Here is a 22978-nt window from a genome sequence, read left to right as displayed (position 1 = left end):
GTGTACGTACCCGGAGGAGGCGCGTACGTACCCGGAGGGGGCAGGGGGCGCGGAGGCCCTATCCCGCAAACGGTCACCCGCCGGCGGCCAGCGCCTCGATCGCCGCCGCCACGGCGTCGTCCTCGCAGGCGCCGATGTGCCAGCGCGCGGCGGCCGCGGCCTCGCCCGTCGCCCCCGCCACCGCGACGGAGTTGGGCACCGCGGCGAACAGGGGAAGGTCGTTGTCCGCGTCTCCAAAGACCACGACCTCGTCAAGGTCCAGGCCCAGGCGCTCGGCCAGCCACGTAACCGCGGCGCCCTTGTTCCAGCCGCGCGGCATGATGTTGGAGTAGGTGGGCATCGCACGGTCGACGTCAAGCTCGGGAACCTCGGCGTTCAGGCGCGCGACCAGCTCCGCCGCCGCGCCCTCCCCCGCCCCGGTGAAGACGTTGGCCTTCACCACGGGAAAGTCCGGCAGCGCCCGGGTCACGCGGCAGCGCTCGGCATAGGCAGGGAAGTGCGCGGCCAGCACCTCGAGCTCGCCCTCCACCAGAAGCGGCGTCGCGCCGTCAAAGCAGACCAGGCCCGCCCCCGGCGTCTGCGCCACGATCGCGCGCAGCGCCTCGAGGGCGCCCGGGTCGAGCGTCTGCTCCATGACCTTCTCGCCGCCGAGGTAGACCTGCATGCCGTTGGTCGCGAGCGCCGTGGCGCAGCAGGCCGCGTCCCCGCCAAAGAAGCCCGGAATCCACGAGTAGCCGCGGCCGCTCGCGGGTCCCACGGCAATCCCCGCGTCGAGCGCCGCGTGAAACGCGGAGACGGTGCGCGCGGAGACGCGCCGGCGGCCCCGCGGCAGGATGGTCCCGTCGATGTCGGTGAGGATGAGCTTCACGGCCACGTTCTTCTCCCTTCGCCCGGGGCTGGACCCGCGGGCGCCCCGACCCTGCGGCGCCCCGGCCTAGTATATGACGCGGCACCCCTGCTCGGCGGCGTCCCCGGCAACAAGGCCGCCCGGGTCGTCATCCATGACCACGGCCTCGACGCCCGCGAGCGTGCCAAACCAGAGCAGCCCCGGCGAGCCCACCTTGCTCTGGTCCATGAGCACGAACGTCCTGTCCGCGCAGGCCAGATAGGCCCGCTTGAGCTCGGCCATGTCCTGGTTGTTGGTCATGAGGCCGCGCCCGGGGACGTAGGAGGTGGGCGTGACGAAGGCCTTGCGGGGGTGGAGCACCTCGAGCGTGCGCATGGCGAGCGGCCCGGCCGTGTAGCGGTGGCCCTTGCGCAGGCTCCCCCCGAGCATGATGACGTCGAGCGAGGGCGCGGAGCGGTCCACGTAGTCGGCGATCGTGAAGTCGTCGGTCACCACGGTCACGCCCGCGCGGCCCGAGATGGCGCGCACGAGCTCGAGCGCCGTCGTGCCCGAGTCCACGAGCACGGAGTCGCCGTCCTCCACGAGCGGCGCCGCGAGCCGCGCGATGGCGCGCTTGGCCTCCACGTTCACGTTGATGCGCCGCTCCTGCACGGAGACGGTGAGCGTCTTGGAGAGCGAGACGGCGCCGCCATGCGTGCGGCGCAGCTTGCCGTCTCGCGCGAGGGCGTCGAGGTCCGCGCGGGCCGTCACGCGGCTCACGCCAAAGGCGTCGGCGAGCTGCGTCACCTGCACGGACGCGGCGCGGTCGAGCATGGAGAGGATGGCCGAGCGGCGCTCCTCGGACGACATCGGCATCGCGAGCCTCCCTCCGCCCAACGGACGCTCCCCCGCGAATTGTGAGCAGAATATGTTTCCTTTGCTTTCCCTAAAGACAATCTAACACAGTGCCTTTTCTTTTCTTTTGAAAAGTCTGGGATGCGGGGGCTCCCGGCGCGGGCGGGTGACGCGGGGAGCCGGCGTCCCCGGCCGGGCCCTCGGTTAGGGAATCGCGGTCGTTGCGCCCACGACACGCAGGCCCGTTAGAGAATCGCAGCCGCTGCAGGACCCGGGGGCCCGCGCGCGGCGCAGAACCGCCTCTCCCCATGCAAGCCCATTCGCCAGCTGCGCGTTCTTCTCGCCATGGCGAGAAGAACGGCCCAGTGCGGCGCAACGACCGCCGTTTTCCAAGCGGTCGGCGCAGCTCGCCCGCAACGACCCCGCTTTTCTAACCAACCTCTACCGAATCCCAGCAACGACCGGCATTTCCTAACCGGGCACGCGGCAGGGCCCGCGGGACGAGAGCGCCCCGCCCCTGCCTTTGCTTTCCTTTTGACGACCCCCGCGGGACCGCCCGCGGCCCTCGTGGGACCCGAGGGAGGACGCGCCGCCCTACAATGGCGTTGCAGGAGCTGGAGCCGGGATGACCCGGCGCGACGAAGGGAGCAACGATGCTCGTCACCACCAAGGAGATGCTGCTCGACGCCCAGGCCGACCACTATGCCGTCGGCGCGTTCAACGTCGAGAGCCTCGAGTTTGTCATGGCCGTCGTGAAGGCCGCCGAGGAGCTGCGCTCCCCCGTCATCATGCAGACCACGCCCGGCACCGTGAAGTACGCCAACCTCGACTACTTTGCCGCCATGTGCCGCGTTGCCGCCGAGCAGGCGAGCGTGCCCGTGGCCATCCACCTCGACCACGGCGACGGCTTCGACCGCTGCGTCCAGGCCATGAAGGCCGGCTACACCTCCGTCATGATCGACGGCTCCCACGACGCCTTCGAGGACAACATCGCCCTCACCGCCTCCGTGACCAAGGTCGCCAAGCCCCTCGGCATCCCCGTGGAGGCCGAGCTTGGCAAGGTGGGCGGCAAGGAGGACGACGGCCCGGCCGTCGAGGGCGAGAACCCCTACACCGACCCGGAGGAGGCGCGCGAGTTCGTCGAGCGCACCGGCTGCACCTCCCTTGCCATCGGCGTGGGCACCGCGCACGGCGTCTACACCGAGACCCCGCACATCGAGCAGAACGTGGTCAAGGCCATCCGCTCCGTCGTGGACGTGCCGCTCGTGCTCCACGGCACCTCCGGCGTGCCCGACGACCAGGTGGCCGAGGCCGTGAAGAACGGCATCTGCAAGGTCAACTACGCCACGGAGCTCCGCCAGGCGTTCATGCGCGGCTTCATGGGCTTCATGGGCGAGAACCCCGGCGTCTTTGACCCCAAGAAGGCCAACAAGCCCGGCATGGAGGAGATCACCAACCTCGTCAAGATCCGCATGACCAACCTCGGCTCCGTCAACAGGGCCTAGGGGCGCGCGACCACCAGATAGCCCACGGTGCGACCGTCCTCTCCGGAGGGCGGCCGCACCCATATGCGAGCGGGGCCCGGTGCAGCACCGGGCCCCGCTTCATGACAAAATGCCCTGACACCTTTGTCAGGTGGCTACTCCGCGTCGATGCCGGCGTTGATGAGCTCGGCGATCTTGGCCGCGTCGTCGGCCGCCTGGACGCTCGAGCGGAAGCCCTCGTCCATGAGCAGCACGGCGACCTTGGAGAGGAGCTGCAGGTGGGTGGTGCCCGCCTCGGAGGCGGGGGTGAGCAGCGCAATGGCGCAGGTGATCGGGGCGTCGTCCATGGACGGCCAGGCCACGCCCTCTGCGAACTTGTCGACGATGATGGCGGACTGCTTGACGGCATCGCTCTTGGCGTGCGGGATGGCAAAGCCGCCCATCATGCCCGTGGTGCCCTCTGCCTCGCGGGCCTTGAAGGCCTCGAAGAGCGCGTCGGCGTCATCGGCGATGCCGAAGGAGGCCGCCTGCTCGGAAAGGAGCTTCAGGACCTCGTCGACCGTGGAGGCCGAGCAGTCGAGAACAACGTGGGACGCAGAGACAAAATCGCTCATGATGACTCCTCACTCACAATCAACGTTCTTATCGCCCCGCGCGACGTCCTTTCCGGTTGGGGCGGCTTGTTCGCACGTAACGTACCTAGGATACCACCGCGACGGCAGTTCGGGGCGAGCGCATTACGATGCGTCGGCATCGAGGCGCAGGGCCTCCCGGCGCAGGCGGAGCGCCTCGTACGCGCAGCCGTACATGGCGGCCTGGTTGCCGAGGCTCGCCGCCTCGATGCGGGCCTCCCTGCTCGCCGGGAAGGCGTACTCGGCGAAGAGCTTGCGCAGCTCCGGGGCGAAGGTCGCAAACGCCCCCGCCACGCCGCCGCCGATGAGATACATCGCGGGGTCGGCCACGCAGGAGATCTGCGCCATGGCCTGGGCCAGGTAGTCGCACATCTTGTGCACCGCCACGCGGGCGCACTCGTCACCGCCCGCGAGCGCGCGGAAGACGGAGAGGGTGTCGGTGGCGTGCTCCACGGACACGGGCGTCACGCCGCGGCGCTCGCACTCCTCGAGGTAGAGGCGGACGATGCCCTTGGCCGAGGCGTACTGCTCGAGGCAGCCGCGCCGTCCGCAGCCGCAGGTCAGGGTCTCCTCGCGGTTGACCGTGATGTGCCCGATCTCACCGCCGGCGCCAAAGGCGCCCGCCACGAGCTTGCCGTTGGCGACGACGCCCGCGCCCACGCCCGTGCCCAGGGCGATGAGCACGTAGCTCGAGACCTGCTGCGCCACGCCCGCCCACATCTCGCCGAGCGCGGCCGCGTTGGCGTCGTTGATAAAGGCGACCGTCGCGTTGGGGAAGGCGGCGGTCAGCGCGCCCACCATGCCCTCCGGGTCGAGCTTGATGTTGGCGAGGACGCCCACCGTGCCGTCGTCGGCCACGGGCCCGGGGATGTCCAGGCCGCAGGCGATGACGTCTCCTGCCGTGGCGTCGTGCGCGGCGAGGATCTTCTCGATGCCGCTGGTCACGACCGCGTATGCCTCCTCGGTCACGAGCTCGGGCGTGGGGATCTTGCGCTCCTCGAGGAGCTCGCCCGACGGGGTGAAGAGCCCCGCCTTGATGCTCGTCCCGCCGACGTCGATGCCAAGAACCGCTTCCATTGGTGCCTCCTTGCCCCACGGGGTCGCGCCTGCATTTCCGTACCACAGATGATACGGTCTCCACTCGGCATCGTGGGCGTTTTGGGCGCAGATTGCAACTGTTCTGTCATGACCGGTAGGACGGGTAGACTGTGAGGGAGGCCCGGCGGCACGCCGCGGCCGCGCACCCCACGAGAAACCACAAGGAGCAGTCATGGCACCCACGGACAACACGCAGTTCAACGCCGCTCTCCCCAACCCGCGCGCGGACATGGAGGCGCTCTGCGCCCTCGAGCGCACGCTCTTCTCGCTCGGCTACGCCATGGGCGAGATCGACTCCCTCGGCCAGGTGATCGACCCGCCGCGCGCCACGGCCCAGCGCGCCGAGGCCGTGGCCAACCTCCAGGAGATGAGCGTGCGGGCGCTCTGCGACCCCGCGGTGGGCCCGCTGCTCGACCGCCTGGAGCAGCAGCCCGAGCTCCTGGGCGAGACCCGCATGGCGCAGGTGCGCGTCCTCAAGCGCGACCGCGCCTCGCTCGTGGACGTGCCCGCCGAGGAGCAGGCCGCCTTCAGCCGCCTCACCGTGGAGGCCAACGACGTCTGGCGCCGCGCCAAGGCCGCCAACGACTGGGCCTCCTTCGAGCCCTACGTGGACCGCATCGTCGACGCGCTCAGGCGCATGGCCGCCTGCAAGGACGCCGAGAAGGACCCGTACGACGTCTGGCTGGACGAGTATGAGAAGGGCACCGACCGCGCCTTCTACGACCGGTTCTTCTCGCAGGTGAGGGAGTGCGTGGTGCCGCTTCTGGCCGACTGCATGGCAAGCCGGCACAAGCCGAGCCACGCCTGCGTGGACGGCACCTTTGACGAGGAGCGCCAGTGGCGCCTCGCCGAGGACCTCGTGCGCCTTGAGGGGCTCGACGCCGACGCCCTGTGGATCGGCCGCACCGAGCACCCCTTCACGAGCGGCCTCTCCCGCGACTTTGTCATCGTGACCGGGCACGCCTACGCCGACAACGTGCTCTCCAACGTGTTCTCCATCCTGCACGAGGGCGGCCACGCGCTCTACGAGCAGAACGTCGATGCCGCCTACGCGGGGACCTCGCTTGCCGGGGGCACCTCGATGGGCATGCACGAGGCGCAGTCGCGCTTCTTCGAGAACCTCGTGGGCCGCTCCGAGGCCTTTGCCGGGCCGCTGCTCGAGGTGCTGCGCCGCCACTTCCCCGGGCAGTTCGGCCGCGTGACCGCGCACCAGCTCTACCTCGCCGAGAACTGCGCCGAGCCGGGGCTCGTCCGCACCGAGGCTGACGAGCTCACCTACCCGCTCCACATCCTCGTGCGCTACGAGATCGAGCAGCTGCTCTTCTCGGGCGAGGCCACGGCGGCGGACGTCCCGGGCCTCTGGGCCGAGAAGTACCGCGCGTACCTCGGCGTCACCGTTCCCGACGACGCGCGCGGCGCGCTCCAGGACACCCACTGGTCCGGCGGCTCCTTCGGCTACTTCCCCACCTATGCGCTCGGCTCGGCCTTCGGCGCCCAGCTCAAGGCCGCCATGGTGCGCGGCGGGACGGACTTTGACGCCGCGTGCGCCGCGGGCGACCTCGCCCCCGTGCGCGCCTGGCTGCGCGACAACATCTGGCGCTGGGGCCGCGCCAAGGACTCCGAGGAGCTCATCGAGGCCGCGTGCGGCGAGCCCTTCTCGCCCGCCTACTACACCGACTACCTCACGGAGAAGTTCTCCGCCCTCTACCGCCTGTAATTTGGGGACGTGTTTTTTCTCTCAGAGAAAACGGGACAGGTTAGAGGGGACGACGGGAGGGGCGCATGAGGGCACTCATACAGCGCGTTGAGCGGGCATCCGTGGAGGTGGGCGGCGCCGTGGTGGGCAGCTGCGGCACAGGCTACCTCATACTGCTGGGCATCGCGCCCGGCGATGACGAGGCGCTGGCCGAGCGGCTGTGGCGCAAGGTCGCCGCGCTGCGCATCTGCGCGGACGACGCGGGCAAGACCAACCGCTCGCTCGTGGACACCGGAGGCGCCGTGCTCGTGGTGAGCCAGTTCACCCTCTACGCCGACGCGCGGCGCGGCAACCGCCCCTCGTTCACGGGCGCGGCCGGCCCCGAGCTCGCCGAGCGCCTGTACGAGCGCTTCTGCGCCCTCGCGGAGGAGCAGCTCGGCGCGGAGCGCGTGAGCCGCGGCGTCTTTGGGGCGGACATGCGCGTGAGCCTGGTGAACGACGGGCCCTTCACGGTCCTGCTCGATACCGATGAGCTGGGCTGGGGCTCAACACAGGGTTGATGCGACCTTGGGGCACCCTGCTACAATCTCTCGGATTTTATCCCCAGGCAGAAAGGTTCCCGCATGAAGATCGTCGACGAGTTCAAGGAGTTCATCGCCCGCGGCAACGTGATGGACATGGCCGTCGGTATCATCGTCGGCGGCGCGTTCACCGCCATCGTCAACTCGCTCGTGAGCAACCTCATCAACCCGCTGATCACCCTCGTGACCACCTCCACGAGCACCATCACCGGCGGCGCCTCCGACGGCGCCACGGAGGTCATCAACGGCCTGCGCTGGGCCGTCCCCGGCACCGACCAGTTCATCGACCTCGGCGCCTTCATCTCGGCCGTGATCAACTTCCTGATCATCGCCTTCGTGGTCTTCTGCCTGGTCAAGGCCCTGAACACCATGCGCGAGAAGATGGACGCCCTGGCCAAGAAGGAGGCCGACGAGGAGGCTGCCGAGGAGGCCGCCGCCCCGCACTGTCCCTACTGCCTCGAGGAGGTCAAGGCCGGCGCCACCCGCTGCCCGCACTGCGGCGAGAAGATCGAGGCCTAAACCTGACAAAGGTGTCAGGGTCGTTTGTCATGAGCGCCGCCCGGCATCCCGCCGGACGGCGCTTCTGACAGTTTCCCCTGTCACCTTTGTCAGGAGTCGCGGGCCTACTTCGGCAGGTGGGAGGTCACGAGGGTCATGTCGCCCACGAAGGACAGCGTGCCGCAGCCGGCGGGGGCCAGGAAGTGCGCACCCCGGGCGATCTTGTGGGTGACGCCGGCCTCGGCCGCGCACACGGTGCCGGAGCCCTCGATCACGCTCACGCACAGGAACGGCCAGTCCTCGGCCACGTCCTTCTCGCCAGACACGCGGACGCGGTCCACGACGAAGTTGGGGCACTCCATGAGCTCGGTCACGCCGTCGACCTCGGGCGCCGTGACCTCTCCGGACGCAGGGGCCTCGGCCGCGTAGTCCACCACGTCGAGGCTCTGCTGGATGTGCAGCTCGCGCGGCTTGCCGTCGTCGCCCACGCGGTCGTAGTCATAGACGCGGTAGGTGACGTCGGAGGACTGCTGGGTCTCCAGGATGAGCGTGCCGCCCTGGATGGCGTGCACGGTGCCCGGCTCGATGGGGAAGAAGTCGCCCACGTGGCAGGGCACGAGGTTGAGCATGTCGTCCCAGCGACCCTCGTCGATCATGCCCGCGAGCTCGGCGCGGTCGTGCGCGCGCTGGCCGATGACAATCTGGGTGCCCGGGTCCGCGGCGAGCACGTACCAGCACTCGCGCTTGCCGAGGCTGCCGTTCTCGTGCTCGGCGGCGTAGGCGTCGTCGGGGTGCACCTGCACGGAGAGGTTGTCCTTGGCGTCGATGATCTTGACGAGCAGCGGGAAGCGATCGCCGGGCTCGTTGCCAAAGAGCTCGCGATGCTGGTCCCAGAGCTCGGAGAGGTGCCTGCCGTCCCAGGCGCCCCCGCTGACCACGCAATCGCCGTTGGGATGGGCGCTGATGGCCCAGCACTCGCCGATGGGGCCGTCGGGAATCTCATAGCCGAAGTCCTCGGCCAGCTTGCGACCGCCCCAGATCTTCTCGTGGAAGATCGGCGTCGGGAAGATGAGGTCTCTCGTGGTGTCTGGCATGGTTCCCCCGTTTCTGCGCTCACGTCTGGGCCGGGACGCCACGGAGGCGCCCCGGCCCTATCATACCCTGCCGCTGCCTGGAACGACGAGGTCAACCGCCCCGTCGGCCGCATCGGCCCCCGGGGCGCAAGACGCCCTAGATGGCGAGGTCGTACATCCCCACGGGATTGAGCGACTCGTCGAAGAGCATGATCGTGGCGGTGCAGGAGGAGTCCGCCGAGACGCTCACGGCGCTCGCGTCGAAGAAGAAGAACGCCGCCCTGCTCTCCCCCGCCGGGACGGGCCTCACGAGCGTGGCGTAGTCGTCCACGTACTGGCCGTCGACGGCGGTCTCGAAGTTCATGGCCACGAAGTTCGCGCCCGTGCGGTTCTCCACGGTCACGAGGTAGCCCGTGTCGCCCTCGTAGTCGGTCCCGACGCCCGTGACCTTGATGAGCGCGGTCTCGTCGTCGGCCACCGTGATGTCGAGCGGCGCGTCCACGGTAACGCCCTCAGCGTACGCGGTCATCGCGAGGTCGGACTCCGGGGAGAAGAGCTCCTCCATGTCCGAGCCCACGTCCGAGACGTCATCGACGTCCTCGAGCTGGTCCTCCAGCTCGTCCTCCATGCCCTCGACGCCGCCCGAGTTCTCAGAGGGGTCGCGGTCCATATTGGGCTCGTCGTCGGCCTTCTCGAAGGTCATGGTCTGGCCCTCGTAGGAGAGCGTGAGCGTGCCGTCCGCGACCGGCGCGTCGAGCGGCTCGTCCTCGATGGAGAGCGTGAGGGTGTCCTCGTCCTTGATCTCCCACGTACCCGTGGTCTGGTCGCCAAAGACGTCGATGAGCATCGTCCCGTCATCGCCGAGGTCAACCGTCACGTTCATCCCCAGCTCGTTCATCGCGTCGATGTCCTCGGCGGTGATGTCGCCGTCCGTGGACGTAGCCGACTCGATCTCCCACGTGCCGACGAACCCCTCCTTGAGGGACTCGAGCGACGGAATGTCCACGCCGCCCGACCCGCCGCCGCAGGCCCCGAGCGACGCCGCAAGTGCCGCCGCGATTGCCAGGATGCCGATTCTCGTACGCCGCATGGCGCCTCCTTGTCCCGTTTGGTCAGAAACTGAACCCACTCTGAAGGCTACCGCATCGCGCGACGCTTCGCAGCAACTCCGCGGCGACGTCCGGCGGACGGGGCGCATGGCCGCCCTCGTCGGGGGCGGCCATGCGCCTCAGCACCGCAGGGAGAGCACGCCCGCCGAGATGAACCCCGAGACGGTGCGCAGGTGCCGGAGCGCGTCCTCCAGGCTGTCGCTGCGCTCGACCACCACGATGATCGAGCGCAGGGCGACGTTGGCCAGCCAGCCCACCACGAAGTCGTCCTCCGCGACCTCCGGCTTGCCGCTCGCGCGCAGGAAGGAGCGGATGGTCTGCGCAAGGGCGACGACATGCTCCGCGCGCACCTTCTCCATGACGGAGCTCGCGCGGTTCTTCTCGAGCACGGCCACCACGTCGCTGCGCTCCTCGCAGAGCTCGAGGAAGCGGCGCGCGCGGTCCGGGAGCCCCGACTCGGACGCGGCGTTCCCGAGGGCGTAGGCGCTCGCCCGCTCGGACCCCACGCTCCAGATGAGGTCCTCAAGCGGTCCCATGACGGGCGCGATCACCTCCCGAAAGAGGTTCTCCTTGTTCTTGAAGAAGAAGTAGAGGGCGCCCGTGGTCACCCCCGCCGCGGCGCAGATCCCCCGCACGGACGACCCGTCATAGCCCCTCGTCGCAAACTCCTGCAGGGCCGCCCTGACGAGGTTCTCCCTCGTGCCCGCGACCTCACGCTCTTCTCGCTCCCGTGTCATGGCAGCCCCCGTTTCCCCGATAAACGAGTCCGGCCGGTTTTCGTGAGCACGATTATCCGACAACCCGGCTCTGGCGGGAAAGGGGGATGGCGCTACCGTCCGCAGGCTATCGGCGGGCGTCGTGGGACGCGCCCGGCCGCTCGAAGCGCTCGCACACGTAGGAGGTGCGCAGGTACTCCTCGCCGAAGGGGTCCACCGTGGGGACGAGCTCACGCGGGTCCTGGGCGAAGTGGTCCTCGGGACTCGTGTGGACGTGCGGGTTGGTCAGGGTGTAGCCGCGGCTGCACACGCCCTGGTACAGCCCCGAGCGCTCGTGATAGGCGAACGAGCCGAACACGCAGTCGGCGCAGCGAAATCCCATCGGGTCCTCCTCGGGCGGCGTCGCGGCGGATTTGTCTCTCGGAATGGTAGCGCAACGCGAGCGGTCGCGCTCGGTCGGTCAGCGGGCAGCGGGGCCGCGGTTCGCGGGAGTGGTGGATACTTGGGGGCACCGTGGGGAGGAGCCGGCATGAACAGGGACGGGAGCTACGTCATCGCGCTCGACCAGGGGACCACGTCCTCGCGCGCGGTGCTCGTCGACCGCGCGGGACGCATGGTGGACGTCGCCCAGCGGACGTTCCAGCAGACCTACCCCCGTCCCGGCTGGGTGGAGCACAACCCGCAGGAGATCGTCTTCTCCCAGCTGGGCACGCTCTCCGAGCTCGTGGTGCGCCACGGCCTCACCGCCCGGGACATCAACGCCATCGGCATCGACAACCAGCGTGAGACCACGATCGTGTGGGACCGCTCGACGGGCGTCCCGGTGTCCAACGCCATCGTCTGGCAGTGCCGCCGCACGGCGGAGATGGTCGAGCGCGTCTGCGGCACGCCCGAGGTGCGCACGCTGGTACGTGAGAAGACCGGGCTGCTCCCCGACCCGTACTTCTCGGCAAGCAAGATCGCGTGGATTCTGGACCACGTGCCGGGCGCGCGGGAGCGGGCGCAGGAGGGCGAGCTGCTCTTTGGGACCGTGGACGCCTGGCTCGTCTGGACGCTCACCGGCGGGCGCGTCCACGCGACCGACCCCACCAACGCATGTCGCACGATGCTCTACAACATCCACGAGGGGCGCTGGGACGAGGAGCTGCTCGCGCTCTTTGACATCCCCGCGTGCATGCTGCCCGAGGTGCGCCCCAGCTCCGGCCCCTTCGGCGAGACAAGCTACCCGGGGCTGCCGGCGGGCATCCCCATCGCGGGCGTGGCCGGCGACCAGCAGGCGGCCCTCTTCGGCCAGTGCTGCTTTGAGCCCGGCCAGGCCAAGAACACCTACGGGACCGGCTGCTTCATGCTCCTCAACACCGGCGGCGTGCCGCGCGCAAGCGAGCACGGCCTCGTGACCACCATCGCCGCGGCGGCGCCCGAGGCCCCGGGCACGCAGTACGCCCTCGAGGGCTCGGTCTTCGTGGCCGGCGCGCTCATCCAGTGGCTGCGCGACGAGCTGGGCATCGTCCAGACGGCCGCCGAGACCGAGGCGCTGGCGAGAAGCGTGCCGGACACGGGCGGCGTCTACGTGGTCCCCGCCTTCACGGGGCTCGGGGCGCCCTGGTGGCAGCCCGAGGCGCGCGGCGCCATCCTCGGACTCACGCGCGGGACGAGCCGGGCCCACCTGGCACGGGCGGCGCTGGAGGCGCTCGCCTACCAGATCCGCGACCTCGCGGACGCCATGGCGGCGGACGCGGGAGGGCCGCTCTCCGTCCTCAACGTGGACGGGGGCGCCTCGGCAAACGACTTTCTCATGCAGTTCCAGGCTGACCTTCTTGGCTGCGAGCTGCGCCGTCCCGCCAACACCGAGACCACCGCGCTCGGTGCCGCGTTTCTCGCCGGGCTCGCCACGGGCTTCTGGGGCGGCACGGACGAGCTGCGCGGCCTCCGGGCTGCGGACGACACCTTCCGCCGGCAGATGGACCCCACGCGGGTCGACGCCCTCCTCGCCGGCTGGCACGACGCCGTGAGACGCGTTCTGTGATTTGGGGACGGGCTATTTCGGACAGAGATAACCCGTCCTCAAATCACAGGCGGTTGGCGCAGAAGTCGACGCACCACTGGTACGAGAAGTCCGTCTGCCCGGACACCGTGCGGATGTGGTTGGCCGCCGCGAGCTCCTCGGTGTAGTCGGCAAGGGGGTACGTGGTGTAGTCCGTCCCCGAGGCGCGGTGCGTCACGAGCGGCGTGAGCTGCCACGACGCCACGCGTCGCTCGTCGCCCTCGAAGGCAAGCGTCACCTGCGCGAGGCCTCCCACCATGGTGTCCTTGCGCGCCTGCCCGGAGACGAAGTTCCCCAGGGACCAGAACACGGGCACCGCGCGCCCGTCCGGGGCGGCGAGCTCCTCGACCGGCTGCAGGACATGCGGGTGACAGCCCAGGATGACGTCCGCCCCCAGCTCCACGAAGCGCTCCGCCCAGCGGCGCTGCCCCTCGTCCGGGCCCGCCGCGTACTCCGTCCCCCAGTGGGGGCAGACCACGACGGCGTCCGCGCCGCGCTCCCGCGCCAGCGCGAAGTCGCGCTCGACCCGCGCGTCATCGAGCATCCTCACCGCCCAGGGCGCGTCGGCCGGCAGCGGGATGCCGTTCGTGCCGTACGTGTAGGCGAGCACGGCGATGCGCCGGTCGCCCCGCTCGAGGAGGGGGATCTCGGCCGCCGCCTCCTCGCTGTCCGCCATGCCCGTGACCGCCACCTCGGGATGCTCCGCGCGCCAGAACGCAAGCTCGGCCTCGATGCCCGCCATGCCCTTGTCGAGGGCGTGGTTGTTGGCGTGGAGCACCACGTCAAAGCCGGCGGCCGCCTCCGCGGCGCCGATCTCCTGCGGGCTGTTGAAGGTCGGGTAGCTGGAGAGCCCAAGCGCCGTCCCGCCGAGGATGGTCTCCTGGTCCACGATCGCCACGTCCGCCCTCGCCACGGCATCCGCGACGTGCGCGAAGAGGTGCTCGTAGTCGCGCGTGCCGTCCTCGCGCTCGCCGCTCTTCCAGACGCCCTCGTGCACGAGGACGTCGCCCACCATGAGGATGGTGACCTCGGAGCGCTCGGGCGCGGGCGCGGGGTCGTCGAGGATGGTCTGCGCGGGGCGCAGCTCGTCTGCCCGCGGCGCGTCGGGCGTCGCGGAGCAGCCCGCGAGCATGCCGGCGCCCGCCACCGACGCGGCGAGAAACCCGCGACGGGTGAGGGGGCGTTCTGCGAAGGGGGCGCGACGCTCGGACATGACTGCTCCTCGGGTCAGGTTGCCCCTAGGATAGCCGACGCGAGCGTGACAGGGGGACGGAGCGGCGACAATGCCTCCGTCCCCCTGTCACCGTTTAGAAGTCGGCGTTGCCCACGGTGCGCGGGTGCGGGATGACGTCGCGGATGTTGTCCACGCCGGTGAGGTACATCACCATGCGCTCGAAGCCCAGACCAAAGCCCGCGTGCTCGCAGCCGCCGTAGCGGCGCAGGTCGAGGTAGTACTTGTACTGCTCGGGCTCCATGCCGAGCTCGGAGATGCGCCGCTCGAGCACGTCGAAACGGTCCTCGCGCTGCGAGCCGCCCACGATCTCGCCGATGCCCGGCACGAGACAGTCCACGGCGGCCACGGTCCTGCCGTCGTCGTTCAGGCGCATGTAGAAGGCCTTGATCGCAGCGGGGTAGTCCGTCACGAAGGTCGGGCGACGGAAGTGCTCCTCGGTGAGGTAGCGCTCGTGCTCGGTCTGCAGGTCGCACCCCCACTCCACCGGGAACTCAAAGACGTGGCCGGAGGCGGCAGCCTGCTGCAGGATCTCGATCGCCTCCGTGTAGGTGACGTGCGCAAAGTCCGAGGTGGCCACGTGGGTGAGGCGCTCGACGAGGCCCTTGTCCACGAACTTGTTGAAGAACTCCATCTCGTCGGGGCACGCGTCCATAACGTAGTTGATCACGTACTTGAGCATGTCCTCCACGCAGGCCATGTCGCCCGCGAGGTCGCAGAAGGCCATCTCCGGCTCGACCATCCAGAACTCGGCGGCGTGACGACGGGTGTTGGAGTTCTCGGCGCGGAAGGTGGGGCCAAAGGTGTAGACGTCGCCAAACGAGAGCGCGAAGTTCTCGGCCTGGAGCTGGCCCGAGACGGTGAGGTTGGCGGCGTGTCCGAAGAAGTCCTGGGACCAGTCGATGGCGCCGGACTCGGTGCGCGGCGGGTTCTCCACGTCGAGCGTGGTCACGCGGAACATCTCGCCGGCGCCCTCGGCGTCGGAGGTGGTGATGATCGGCGTGTTCACGTAGACGAAGCCGCGCTCCTGGAAGAAGCGGTGGATCGCGAACGCCGCCACGGAGCGCACGCGGAACACGGCGCGGAAGAGGTTGGTGCGGCTGCGCAGGTGCTGCTGGGTGCGCAGGAACTCGCGGGTCTGGCGCTTCTTCTGCATGGGGTAGTCCGGCGCGGAGGCGCCCTCCACGCGAATCTCGGCCGCCTGGAGCTCGAAGGGCTGCGGGCGGTCCGGCGTGAGCACGAGCTCGCCGGTGACGCTGAGCGCCGAGCCCACGCCCGTGGCCGCGATCTCGTCGTAGTTGGCGAGCTTCTCGCGGTTCATGACGACCTGCAGGTCCTTGAAGCACGAGCCGTCGTTCAGCATCACGAAGCCGAAGTTCTTCATGTCGCGGACCGAGCGGACCCAGCCGGCCACGGTGACGGTGGTTCCGCCGAGCTCGTCCATGTCGGCGAAGAGCTGAGAGATGTGGGTGCGTTCCACGGGTACTCCTTTTGCGAGACGAGGTTCTTCTCGATATGCCGGTCTCACTCTAGCGCAACGAGCTAGACGGCGCTCACAGCGCTTGGGGGGCGGAAAAGAACCGTGGAATCAATCTGGCTATTTTGCATTACCAATTTTCGAAGAACTGGTCATATCGAATTACCAGTTTTGTTATTATTAGTAATATAAAGTTACCAGTTTTGGAGAGCAAGCCATGAACGAAACTATTGCGGCCATCCTCAAAGAGTTCTCCCTCGACCTCTATCGACCCATCGTGCCGCGCGACCTCGACCTTGGCGAGCCCCTCGTCCCGCGCGCAGGCAACCTTGTCAAGGTTGTCACGGGCATGCGCCGTTCGGGCAAGTCCTACCGGCTCTTTCAGGAGATGGACGCTCTCATCAGCTCCGGCGTCCCCCAGAGGCGCATCTGCTACTTCAACTTTGATGACGATCGATTGGGTCCCGTGACTCCGGGCACGGGAGACGACCTCCTCGAGGCGTTTCGCTACCTCAATCCAGAAACGTCCCCCGAGGAGGGCCTCTATCTCTTTCTTGACGAGCTTCAGGAGATGGATGGCTGGGGCAGATGGCTTCGCCGCATCGTCGACACCACGCGCGCGACCATCTATGTGACGGGATCGTCCTCCAAGATGCTTTCAAGGGAGATCTCCACGGAGTTTCGTGGGCGCGCGCTCGACTTTGAGCTACTTCCCTTCTCCTTTGGCGAGGTCGTCTCGCTCGAACCCTCGCTTGCTGCACGTCGGGGCGACCCTGTCCATGCACCGTCGCACCAGGCGCAGCTCCAGGCGCTTCTCGACGCATACCTTGACAAGGGGGGATTCCCCGCCGTCCAGGACCTGCCCCGACCGAGGGCAAACGCGCTGCTCCAGTCATACGCCCAGCGAGTCGTCGCCAAAGACGTGGTGGAGCGCCACAATCTGTCCCGGCTGCGCGTCGCATCAGCCCTGGCAACAAGGCTCCTCGGGCTCAACGCCCGGCAGCTCTCGGTAAGAAAGATCGAGAACGACCTGCGCTCGGCAGGCCTCTTCACGGGACGGGGGTACCTTGCGGGACTCGTCTCGTACTTCGAGGAGGCGTACCTTCTCTTTCAGGTGAAGGAGTTCTCGCGCTCGCTCTCCGAGACCACGACCTCACAGCCCAAAATCTATGCAATAGACCCCGGGCTTGCGCTCGCCAGCAGCAGGGCAGGAGCAAGCGACCGAGGCCAGAGACTAGAGGATGCCGTCTACCTTGAGCTGCGCAGGCAAAATCCGTCGGCGCGCGAGGGGACCATCTCCACGCTTCGCACCCGCGAGCACGGCTACGAAATAGACTTCGTCGTTGGAGACGTTCTCGACGGCGCCCCATACCGGCTCATTCAAGTCACGGAGCGCATGGACGAGCCGGAGACCGTGGAGAGGGAGACGCGTGCGCTCTGGGAAGCGATGAGGGAGTCACACCTTGACGAGGGCATCATCGTTGTGGGAAACGGCCCCGAGAAAACGTATGAGTCAGAGGCGGGCCGCATCACGCAGACACCCGCGTGGAAGTGGCTTCTCTCGGGCAACGTGACCTCCTCGGATAAGTAAAATCGAGCTACGCACACGGAACGCCCCCGGAAGGAGCACACATGGAAGCCTACAAGCGCGAGTTCATCGACTTCATGGTGGAGGCAAACGTCCTGAAGTTCGGCGACTTCACCCTCAAGAGCGGCCGCAAGTCCCCGTTCTTCATGAACGCGGGCGCCTACGTGACGGGCTCCCAGCTCAAGCGCCTGGGCGAGTACTACGCGCACGCCATCAACGACAACTTCGGCTTGGACTTCGACGTGCTCTTCGGGCCGGCGTACAAGGGCATCCCGCTGGCCGTGACCACCGCGATCGCCCTCCACGAGCTCTACGGCAAGGAGGTCCGCTACTGCTCCGACCGCAAGGAGGAGAAGGACCACGGCGCCGACAAGGGCGGCCTGCTCGGCACCAAGCTCGCCGACGGCGACCGCGTGGTCATGATCGAGGACGTGACCACCTCGGGCAAGTCCATCGACGAGACCTACCCCAAGGTCACCGGCGCCGCCGACGTGGAGGTCAAGGGCCTCATCGTGAGCCTCAACCGCATGGAGGTCGGCAAGGGCGGCAAGGTGACCGCCCAGCAGGAAATCCAGGAGAAGTACGGCTTCCCCGTGGCGAGCATCGTCTCCATGGCAGACGTCGTGGAGGCCCTCGACGGCACCGTCATCACGCCCGAGCTCAAGGCCGCAATCGACGCCTACTACGAGCAGTACGGCGTGAAGTAGCCGGCATTTGGGGGCGGGCTTTCCCTCTCAGAGAGTTTGGGACAGGCCGGGGGCGCAATAATGGCCCCCGGCCTGTCCCAAACTCTCTGAGAGGGAAAGCCCGCCCCCAAATGCCCTACTCAGCGAGCTCCGTCGCCCAGGTATAGCCCTCGGGGATGTGAGCGTTGCCGGCGGCCACCTCGGCGGGGATGCGGCTGTCGGACGCCATGAGCTCCGCCACGGTCACGAACTCGTAGCCCTCTCCCTGGAGCTGCTCGATGATGCGGGGCAGCGCCTCGAGGTCCTGGTCGCGGTTGCCGCCACCGTCGTGCATGAGGATGATGCTGCCGGAAAAGGCGCCGCTCGTGCAGTTGTTCACGATGGCGTCCGCCCCGGGCAGCTCCCAGTCCAGGCTGTCCAGGTTCCAGATCACCGAGGCCGAGAGCGTGCCGCCCGAGGCCAGCCACGTCGACGTGTCAAAGGAGCCGTAGGGCGGGCGGATGACCGAGGTGTCCCCGCCGCCCGCGCCGGAGATGGCGGAGAACGCCTCCGTGATCTCCGACTGCAGCGTCGTCTGATCGACGGCCGTGAGCTGCTGGTGGTTCATGGTGTGGGACGCGACCTGCGAGCCCTGGTCCTTGATCGCCTTGACGAGGTCGGGGTTGTTGGCCGCCGCGGAGCCGAGGCAGAAGAACGTGGCGTGGATGCCGTGCTCCGTGAGGATGTCGAGGTATTGCTGGGTGTACTTGCTCGGGCCGTCATCGAAGGTGAGCGCGATGAGCTTGTGGCCGTCGTCCGCCTTCGGGTTGATGCTCATGAGCTTCACGTTCTGCGCGGGCTCGACGACGTCTCCGGGAACCGACTCTCCCGAGGTGTCGCCAACCACGAACTTCTGCCTGCCCGTCTTGCCATACTGGGAGACAAAGGTCACCGAGCCCACCGAGTCGGGCGGCTCGAGCAGGGGCTGGATCTCACGCTCCTCCTCGTGCGAGGCCTCGGTCACGTCCGCGCCGTCCCCGAAGGTGATCTCCTCGTTGCCCTCCGCGCGGAACGCGTCGCGGCCGGCGGCGTCCAGCTGCGCGCCGTTGACCGTGGCCGAGAACGCGTCGCCGCCACCCTCCGTGATGACGTTCCCGCTCACGGAGACGAGGTTGCCCGGCTTGGGCGAGAGCTCCTCGCTCTTCACGATCTCCTCGAGCGTGGACCCCACGCGAACGTCGGCGCGCTCGCCGTTGATGCTCACGTTGACCGTCCGGTTGAGCCACAGCCACACGCCGCCGCCCACGATCGCCACGACGACGAGAAGGGCCACGATGGTGACGCCCCTCCCCTCGCGCCGCTTCTTGTAGCGGCTGCGCGGGGCGCGCTGCCGCGGGACAGGCGCCTGCCAGTCGGGCTCGGGCTGCCGGGAGGGGCCGATCCCGCCCTGCGGGGCCGGGGCCTCCTGATGGCCGCGCCGCTCGTGGCCGGCCTGGCGGGTCGTTCGGGCATGGGGCCGCGCATCGCGCGGGGCGCCCGCCGCATGTGTGGGCGCCGCCCCCGAAAGGTCGATGGGGCGCATGTGGGAATTTGATGCCTGCGCGCCCCGCGTGCGGGGGTGCGGGCGCTGGGCGTTGTTTCTGCTGGTCATGGTGCCATCCGTCTGCGCGGGGAAGGTTTCGACTCTTTGTTGTGTTTACCGCTCGCGACGCGGCTCCGCGCACGTTCAAGGGTACCAGTTCGCACGGCGGGCAACCGTGACGGAACCGTCATGCAACCAGAGGTGCACGACAATTTACACATTCGATTCTCGGCCCTCAACGCCCGGCGCCCAGGGCGGAAGGCCCGCGCGCGAGGGCCCCGAAGGGCGCCCCTAGACGCGGCTCACGAGCTCCCCCGCAGGCCGCCGCTTGAAGTGCATCACCGCCGGCTCCGCGTCCTCGGCGGGATAGCCCAGCGGAAAGAGCGCCACAAGGTCGTAGGGCTCCATCTCCGGGAACTCCTCCTTCACGGCGGGGGCGTCGAAGTGCCCCACCCAGGTGGTACCGAGCCCGAGGTCGTGGGCGGCCAGCATGACGTGCGTCCCCACGATGGAGGCGTCGACGTCGGCGAAGTTGCGGCCGTCGTACTTGCGGACCCACGCCTCCTCCGGCGCCGCGCCCAGCACGAGGATGACCTGCGCGCCAAAGTCGAAGCGCGTGTGCGCCGCAAGCCGGGCGACGGCCTCCGAGCTCTCGACGACCCACATGTGCCACGGCTGCTTGTCGACGGCCGTGGGCGCGGCCAGTGCCACGTCGAGAAGCACATCGATCTTCTCGCCCTCCACCGGGCGGTCCGAGAAGGACCTGCAGGAGTAGCGGTCGTGCGCGAGCTGCTGGAAGTCGGTCATGGGAGTCCCTCCTCACGTAGTTTCGGAAAGTATAGCCGCACGGTGCGCCGTGGCGGGGCACCGGTCGGCGGCGGCCTCCCACAGGGAGAGAGGGGCGCCCTCGCCGGGCGGGGCCGGGAAGGAAGGGGAGGAGCGGCGCATCGCATCTGCGTCCGCGGGCGAGGGCACCCCCGTTGGCTTCATGGTATGCCGCCGCGCGCACGCCGCGGCAGCTTCGTCGCAACTGGACGGTTATGCGACACGATTGGCAGGCTGAGACGCTCACGCGGCTGGGCGGGCCGCACGCTCCCCCGCCGCACGCTAGAATGGGGGTCTGTCTATCGAGGAGGCCGCATGCCCGCATTCCCCACATCCGAGTCCGTCGACGAGGGGCCCAACGCCCCCGGGTCGCTGGGACGCCTCATCCCCTGGCCGGACGAGGAGACCTATCCCAACATCCCCGCCGAGGAGGCGCTCGACCTCTTCCTCGGCTGGGTGGAGTCGCGCGGGATCGAGCTCTGGCCGCACCAGGAGGAGGCCCTGCTGTCGCTTGCGGCGGGAGACCACCTGATCCTGGGCACGCCCACGGGGTCGGGCAAGTCCATGGTGGCGCTGGGCATGTGCTTCATGAGCGTCTGCACGGATAGGCGCGCCTACTACACCGCCCCCATCAAGGCGCTGGTGAGCGAGAAGTTCTTTGACCTCGTCGAGCTCTTCGGCCGCGAGAACGTGGGCATGATCACTGGCGACGCGGCCATCAACGCGGAGGCGCCCATTATCTGCTGCACCGCGGAGATCCTCGCCAACCAGGCGCTGCGCGAGGGCGAGAAGTGCGACGTGGGCTGCGTGGCCATGGACGAGTTCCACTTCTACGCGGACCCGGACCGCGGCTGGGCCTGGCAGGTGCCGCTGCTCACGCTCCCCCACACGCAGTTCCTGCTCATGAGCGCCACGCTGGGGGACACCACCGCCATCGCGGAGTCGCTCTCCGAGCATACCGGCGGGCGCACCGTGGACACCATCGCAGACGCCCCGCGCCCGGTGCCGCTCTCCTACGAGTTCGTTGACACGGCGCTCGAGGGCACCGTCGAGCTGGCGCTGCGCGCCGGCGAGGCGCCGCTCTACGTCGTGCACTTCTCGCAGGACGCGGCCCTCACGAGCGCGCAGAGCCTGGCCAGCTACGGCGTCTCCACCAAGGAGCAGCGCGAGGCCGTGAAGGAGGCCATCAAGGGCACGCGCTTCACCACGACCTTTGGCAAGACGCTCCAGCGCCTCCTGGGCTGCGGCGTGGGCGTGCACCACGCGGGCATGCTGCCGCGCTACCGCCTGCTCGTGGAGAAGCTCGCGCAGCAGGGCCTGCTGCCGGTCATCTGCGGCACGGACACGCTCGGCGTGGGCATCAACGTGCCCATTCACACCGTGGTGCTCACCGCGCTCTCCAAGTTTGACGGCCGGCGCATGCGCCACCTCAACGCGCGCGAGTTCCACCAGATCGTCGGCCGCGCCGGGCGCGCCGGCTTTGACACCGAGGGCCACGTCATCGCCGAGGCCACCGAGTACGACATCGAGAACGCCCGGGCCCTGCGCAAGGCGGGTGGCGACCCCAAGAAGGCGCGCAAGATCAAGACCAAGAAGCCCCCCGAGGGCTTTGTGGGCTGGAACAAGCAGACCTTCGAGCGGCTGATCGCCGCCGTGCCGGAGCCGCTGCGCCCGCGCATGAAGGTCACGCACTCGATGGTGCTTGCCGAGGTGGAGCAGGGCGGGGACGCCTGGGCGCGCGTCCACGCGCTCGTGGAGGAGTCCGCCCAGCCCGCCGAGGAGAAGGCCGCGCTCGCCACCCGCGCAGACGAGATCTTTGCCACGCTGCAGGACGCGGGCGTGGTCACGCGCGAGGAGGGCCCGGACGGGGGGGTCTCGTGGAGCACGACCGTGGACCTTCCGGACGACTTTGCGCTGGACCAGCCGCTCTCGCCGTTCCTACTGGCGGCGCTCGAGCTCCTGGACCCGGAGTCGGATACCTATGCGCTCGACGTCATCTCCATGGCCGAGGCCACGCTCGAGGACCCCTGGCAGATCCTGCGCGCGCAGCAGCGCGTGGCGCGCGACCGCGCGATGAGCGAGATGAAGGCCGAGGGCATAGACTACGACGAGCGCATGGAGCGCCTGCAGGAGGTCACCTACCCCAAGCCGCTCGAGGAGCTGCTGGAGCCCGCCTTCGAGCAGTACTGCGAGCAGGTGCCGTGGGCGCGCGACTTTGCGCTCTCGCCCAAGTCCGTCCTGCGCGACATGGTGGAGACCGCGAGCGACTTCAAGGAGTACGTGGGCCGCTACAACGTGGCCCGCTCCGAGGGGCTCCTCCTGCGCTACCTCTCCGAGGCGTTCCGCGCCCTCGACCGCACCGTGCCGCTCGAGAAGCGCGACGAGCGCCTGCGCGACATCATCGCGTGGCTGGGCCTGGTGGTGCGCACGGTGGACTCCTCGCTCGTGGACGAGTGGGCGGCCGCCGGGGAGGGCTCCTCGGAGGGCCTCGATGCCGCCCCGCCCGCGGCCGAGGAGGTCGTACGCGACCGCCGCGGCCTCACGCTGCTCGTGCGAAACGCGCTCTTCGCCCGCGTACGGCTGGCGGCGCACGAGGCGACCGACGAGCTCGGCAAGCTCGACGCCGAGTGGGGCTGGCGCGCTCCCGTGTGGCGGCGCGCGCTCGACCGCTTCTTCGAGGAGCACGAGGAGATCCTGCTGGACGCGGACGCCCGCAGCGCCGCATACCTCTCGATTGACGAGAAGGATGAGAAGTCGGCACACGTGTGGCACGTCCACCAGACGTTCCGCGACTCCGACGACGACCGCGACTTCGGCATCTGGGGAGACGTGGACCTCGACGCCACGCAGGACGAGGGCGCCGTGGTGTTCTCCGCCTACCGCGTGGGCTTCGTGGACGACGAGTAGCGGTTGGACATAACAGGATCGTTTTCCGTTTCTAGGTGTTTTTTCGGCGGAAGTCACAGTAGCGCCCACACATGGAGGGGCAAACGAGCAG

20 protein-coding genes are annotated in these 22978 nt (G+C 68.8%); 8 read left to right on the top strand and 12 right to left on the bottom strand.

Features of this window, described 5'->3' with window-relative positions:
* Window positions 1-73: 73 nt before the first annotated feature.
* Together H6A23_RS01000 and H6A23_RS00995 are read right to left on the bottom strand one after the other, a co-directional pair.
* Window positions 74-874 (bottom strand): HAD family hydrolase, encoded by an 801-nt coding sequence (locus tag H6A23_RS01000; protein ID WP_204830332.1) that lies wholly within the window; start codon window positions 872-874, stop codon window positions 74-76.
* 60 nt (window positions 875-934) lie between these two features.
* Complete coding sequence (locus tag H6A23_RS00995) at window positions 935-1702, bottom strand: DeoR/GlpR family DNA-binding transcription regulator (RefSeq protein WP_204830331.1); 768 nt, start codon at window positions 1700-1702, stop codon at window positions 935-937.
* 632 nt (window positions 1703-2334) lie between these two features.
* On the opposite strand from H6A23_RS00995, the gene H6A23_RS00990 reads away from it, so the two are divergent.
* Complete coding sequence (locus H6A23_RS00990; protein WP_204830330.1) at window positions 2335-3186, top strand: class II fructose-bisphosphate aldolase; 852 nt, start codon at window positions 2335-2337, stop codon at window positions 3184-3186.
* 134 nt (window positions 3187-3320) lie between these two features.
* On the opposite strand, the gene H6A23_RS00985 is transcribed toward H6A23_RS00990, so the two are convergent.
* Window positions 3321-3779 carry a PTS sugar transporter subunit IIA gene (locus H6A23_RS00985; protein ID WP_204830329.1) on the bottom strand — a complete coding sequence of 153 codons (459 nt, stop codon included), beginning with the start codon at window positions 3777-3779 and terminating at the stop codon, window positions 3321-3323.
* Window positions 3780-3902: 123 nt separating this feature from the next.
* Window positions 3903-4874 (bottom strand): ROK family protein, encoded by a 972-nt coding sequence (locus H6A23_RS00980; RefSeq protein WP_204830328.1) that lies wholly within the window; start codon window positions 4872-4874, stop codon window positions 3903-3905.
* A 193-nt stretch (window positions 4875-5067) separates the two neighbouring features.
* Here H6A23_RS00980 and H6A23_RS00975 point away from each other — a divergent pair, with 193 nt between their 5' ends.
* From H6A23_RS00975 to mscL, 3 genes are all read left to right on the top strand, one after another.
* Window positions 5068-6612, top strand: coding sequence for a carboxypeptidase M32 (locus H6A23_RS00975; protein ID WP_204830327.1), 1545 nt, complete (start codon window positions 5068-5070; stop codon window positions 6610-6612).
* Between the two features lie 65 nt (window positions 6613-6677).
* A complete protein-coding gene (gene dtd / locus H6A23_RS00970; protein WP_204830326.1) occupies window positions 6678-7151 on the top strand; it encodes a D-aminoacyl-tRNA deacylase in 474 nt (157 codons plus the stop codon).
* A gap of 63 nt (window positions 7152-7214) precedes the next feature.
* A complete protein-coding gene (gene mscL, locus H6A23_RS00965; protein WP_167930388.1) occupies window positions 7215-7691 on the top strand; it encodes a large conductance mechanosensitive channel protein MscL in 477 nt (158 codons plus the stop codon).
* A 104-nt stretch (window positions 7692-7795) separates the two neighbouring features.
* Here mscL and H6A23_RS00960 read toward each other — a convergent pair whose 3' ends face one another.
* The 4 genes from H6A23_RS00960 to H6A23_RS00945 form a co-directional block, all read right to left on the bottom strand.
* A complete protein-coding gene (locus H6A23_RS00960; protein WP_204830325.1) occupies window positions 7796-8764 on the bottom strand; it encodes a type I phosphomannose isomerase catalytic subunit in 969 nt (322 codons plus the stop codon).
* A 136-nt stretch (window positions 8765-8900) separates the two neighbouring features.
* Complete coding sequence (locus H6A23_RS00955) at window positions 8901-9833, bottom strand: hypothetical protein (RefSeq protein WP_204830324.1); 933 nt, start codon at window positions 9831-9833, stop codon at window positions 8901-8903.
* A 138-nt stretch (window positions 9834-9971) separates the two neighbouring features.
* The gene (locus H6A23_RS00950) at window positions 9972-10589 is read right to left on the bottom strand and encodes a TetR/AcrR family transcriptional regulator (RefSeq protein ID WP_204830323.1); all 618 of its coding nucleotides are present in this window, start codon (window positions 10587-10589) and stop codon (window positions 9972-9974) included.
* Window positions 10590-10695: 106 nt separating this feature from the next.
* A complete protein-coding gene (locus tag H6A23_RS00945) occupies window positions 10696-10950 on the bottom strand; it encodes a hypothetical protein (protein WP_204830322.1) in 255 nt (84 codons plus the stop codon).
* A 147-nt stretch (window positions 10951-11097) separates the two neighbouring features.
* Between H6A23_RS00945 and glpK the strand changes: the two genes are divergently transcribed.
* A complete protein-coding gene (gene glpK / locus H6A23_RS00940) occupies window positions 11098-12594 on the top strand; it encodes a glycerol kinase GlpK (RefSeq protein WP_204830321.1) in 1497 nt (498 codons plus the stop codon).
* A 43-nt stretch (window positions 12595-12637) separates the two neighbouring features.
* Here glpK and H6A23_RS00935 read toward each other — a convergent pair whose 3' ends face one another.
* Window positions 12638-13825, bottom strand: a complete 1188-nt coding sequence (locus H6A23_RS00935) for a CapA family protein (protein ID WP_204830320.1) — start codon at window positions 13823-13825, stop codon at window positions 12638-12640.
* 94 nt (window positions 13826-13919) lie between these two features.
* The gene (gene asnS / locus H6A23_RS00930) at window positions 13920-15323 is read right to left on the bottom strand and encodes an asparagine--tRNA ligase (RefSeq protein ID WP_204830319.1); all 1404 of its coding nucleotides are present in this window, start codon (window positions 15321-15323) and stop codon (window positions 13920-13922) included.
* Between the two features lie 214 nt (window positions 15324-15537).
* On the opposite strand from asnS, the gene H6A23_RS00925 reads away from it, so the two are divergent.
* Window positions 15538-16911 (top strand): ATP-binding protein, encoded by a 1374-nt coding sequence (locus H6A23_RS00925; protein WP_204830318.1) that lies wholly within the window; start codon window positions 15538-15540, stop codon window positions 16909-16911.
* Window positions 16912-16952: 41 nt separating this feature from the next.
* Window positions 16953-17615 (top strand): orotate phosphoribosyltransferase, encoded by a 663-nt coding sequence (gene pyrE / locus H6A23_RS00920; RefSeq protein WP_204830317.1) that lies wholly within the window; start codon window positions 16953-16955, stop codon window positions 17613-17615.
* Between the two features lie 115 nt (window positions 17616-17730).
* Here pyrE and H6A23_RS00915 read toward each other — a convergent pair whose 3' ends face one another.
* Complete coding sequence (locus tag H6A23_RS00915; protein ID WP_204830316.1) at window positions 17731-19224, bottom strand: polysaccharide deacetylase family protein; 1494 nt, start codon at window positions 19222-19224, stop codon at window positions 17731-17733.
* 222 nt (window positions 19225-19446) lie between these two features.
* Window positions 19447-19962 carry a nitroreductase family protein gene (locus H6A23_RS00910; protein WP_204830315.1) on the bottom strand — a complete coding sequence of 172 codons (516 nt, stop codon included), beginning with the start codon at window positions 19960-19962 and terminating at the stop codon, window positions 19447-19449.
* A gap of 333 nt (window positions 19963-20295) precedes the next feature.
* Here H6A23_RS00910 and H6A23_RS00905 point away from each other — a divergent pair, with 333 nt between their 5' ends.
* Window positions 20296-22887: a DEAD/DEAH box helicase gene (locus H6A23_RS00905; protein WP_204830314.1), complete on the top strand. Its 2592-nt coding sequence runs from the start codon at window positions 20296-20298 to the stop codon at window positions 22885-22887.
* Window positions 22888-22978 lie beyond the last annotated feature (91 nt).

The organism is Olsenella uli (assembly GCF_016900775.1).
Lineage (GTDB): Bacteria > Actinomycetota > Coriobacteriia > Coriobacteriales > Atopobiaceae > Thermophilibacter > Thermophilibacter uli_A.
This window is presented reverse-complemented; position numbering and strand designations above follow the sequence as displayed.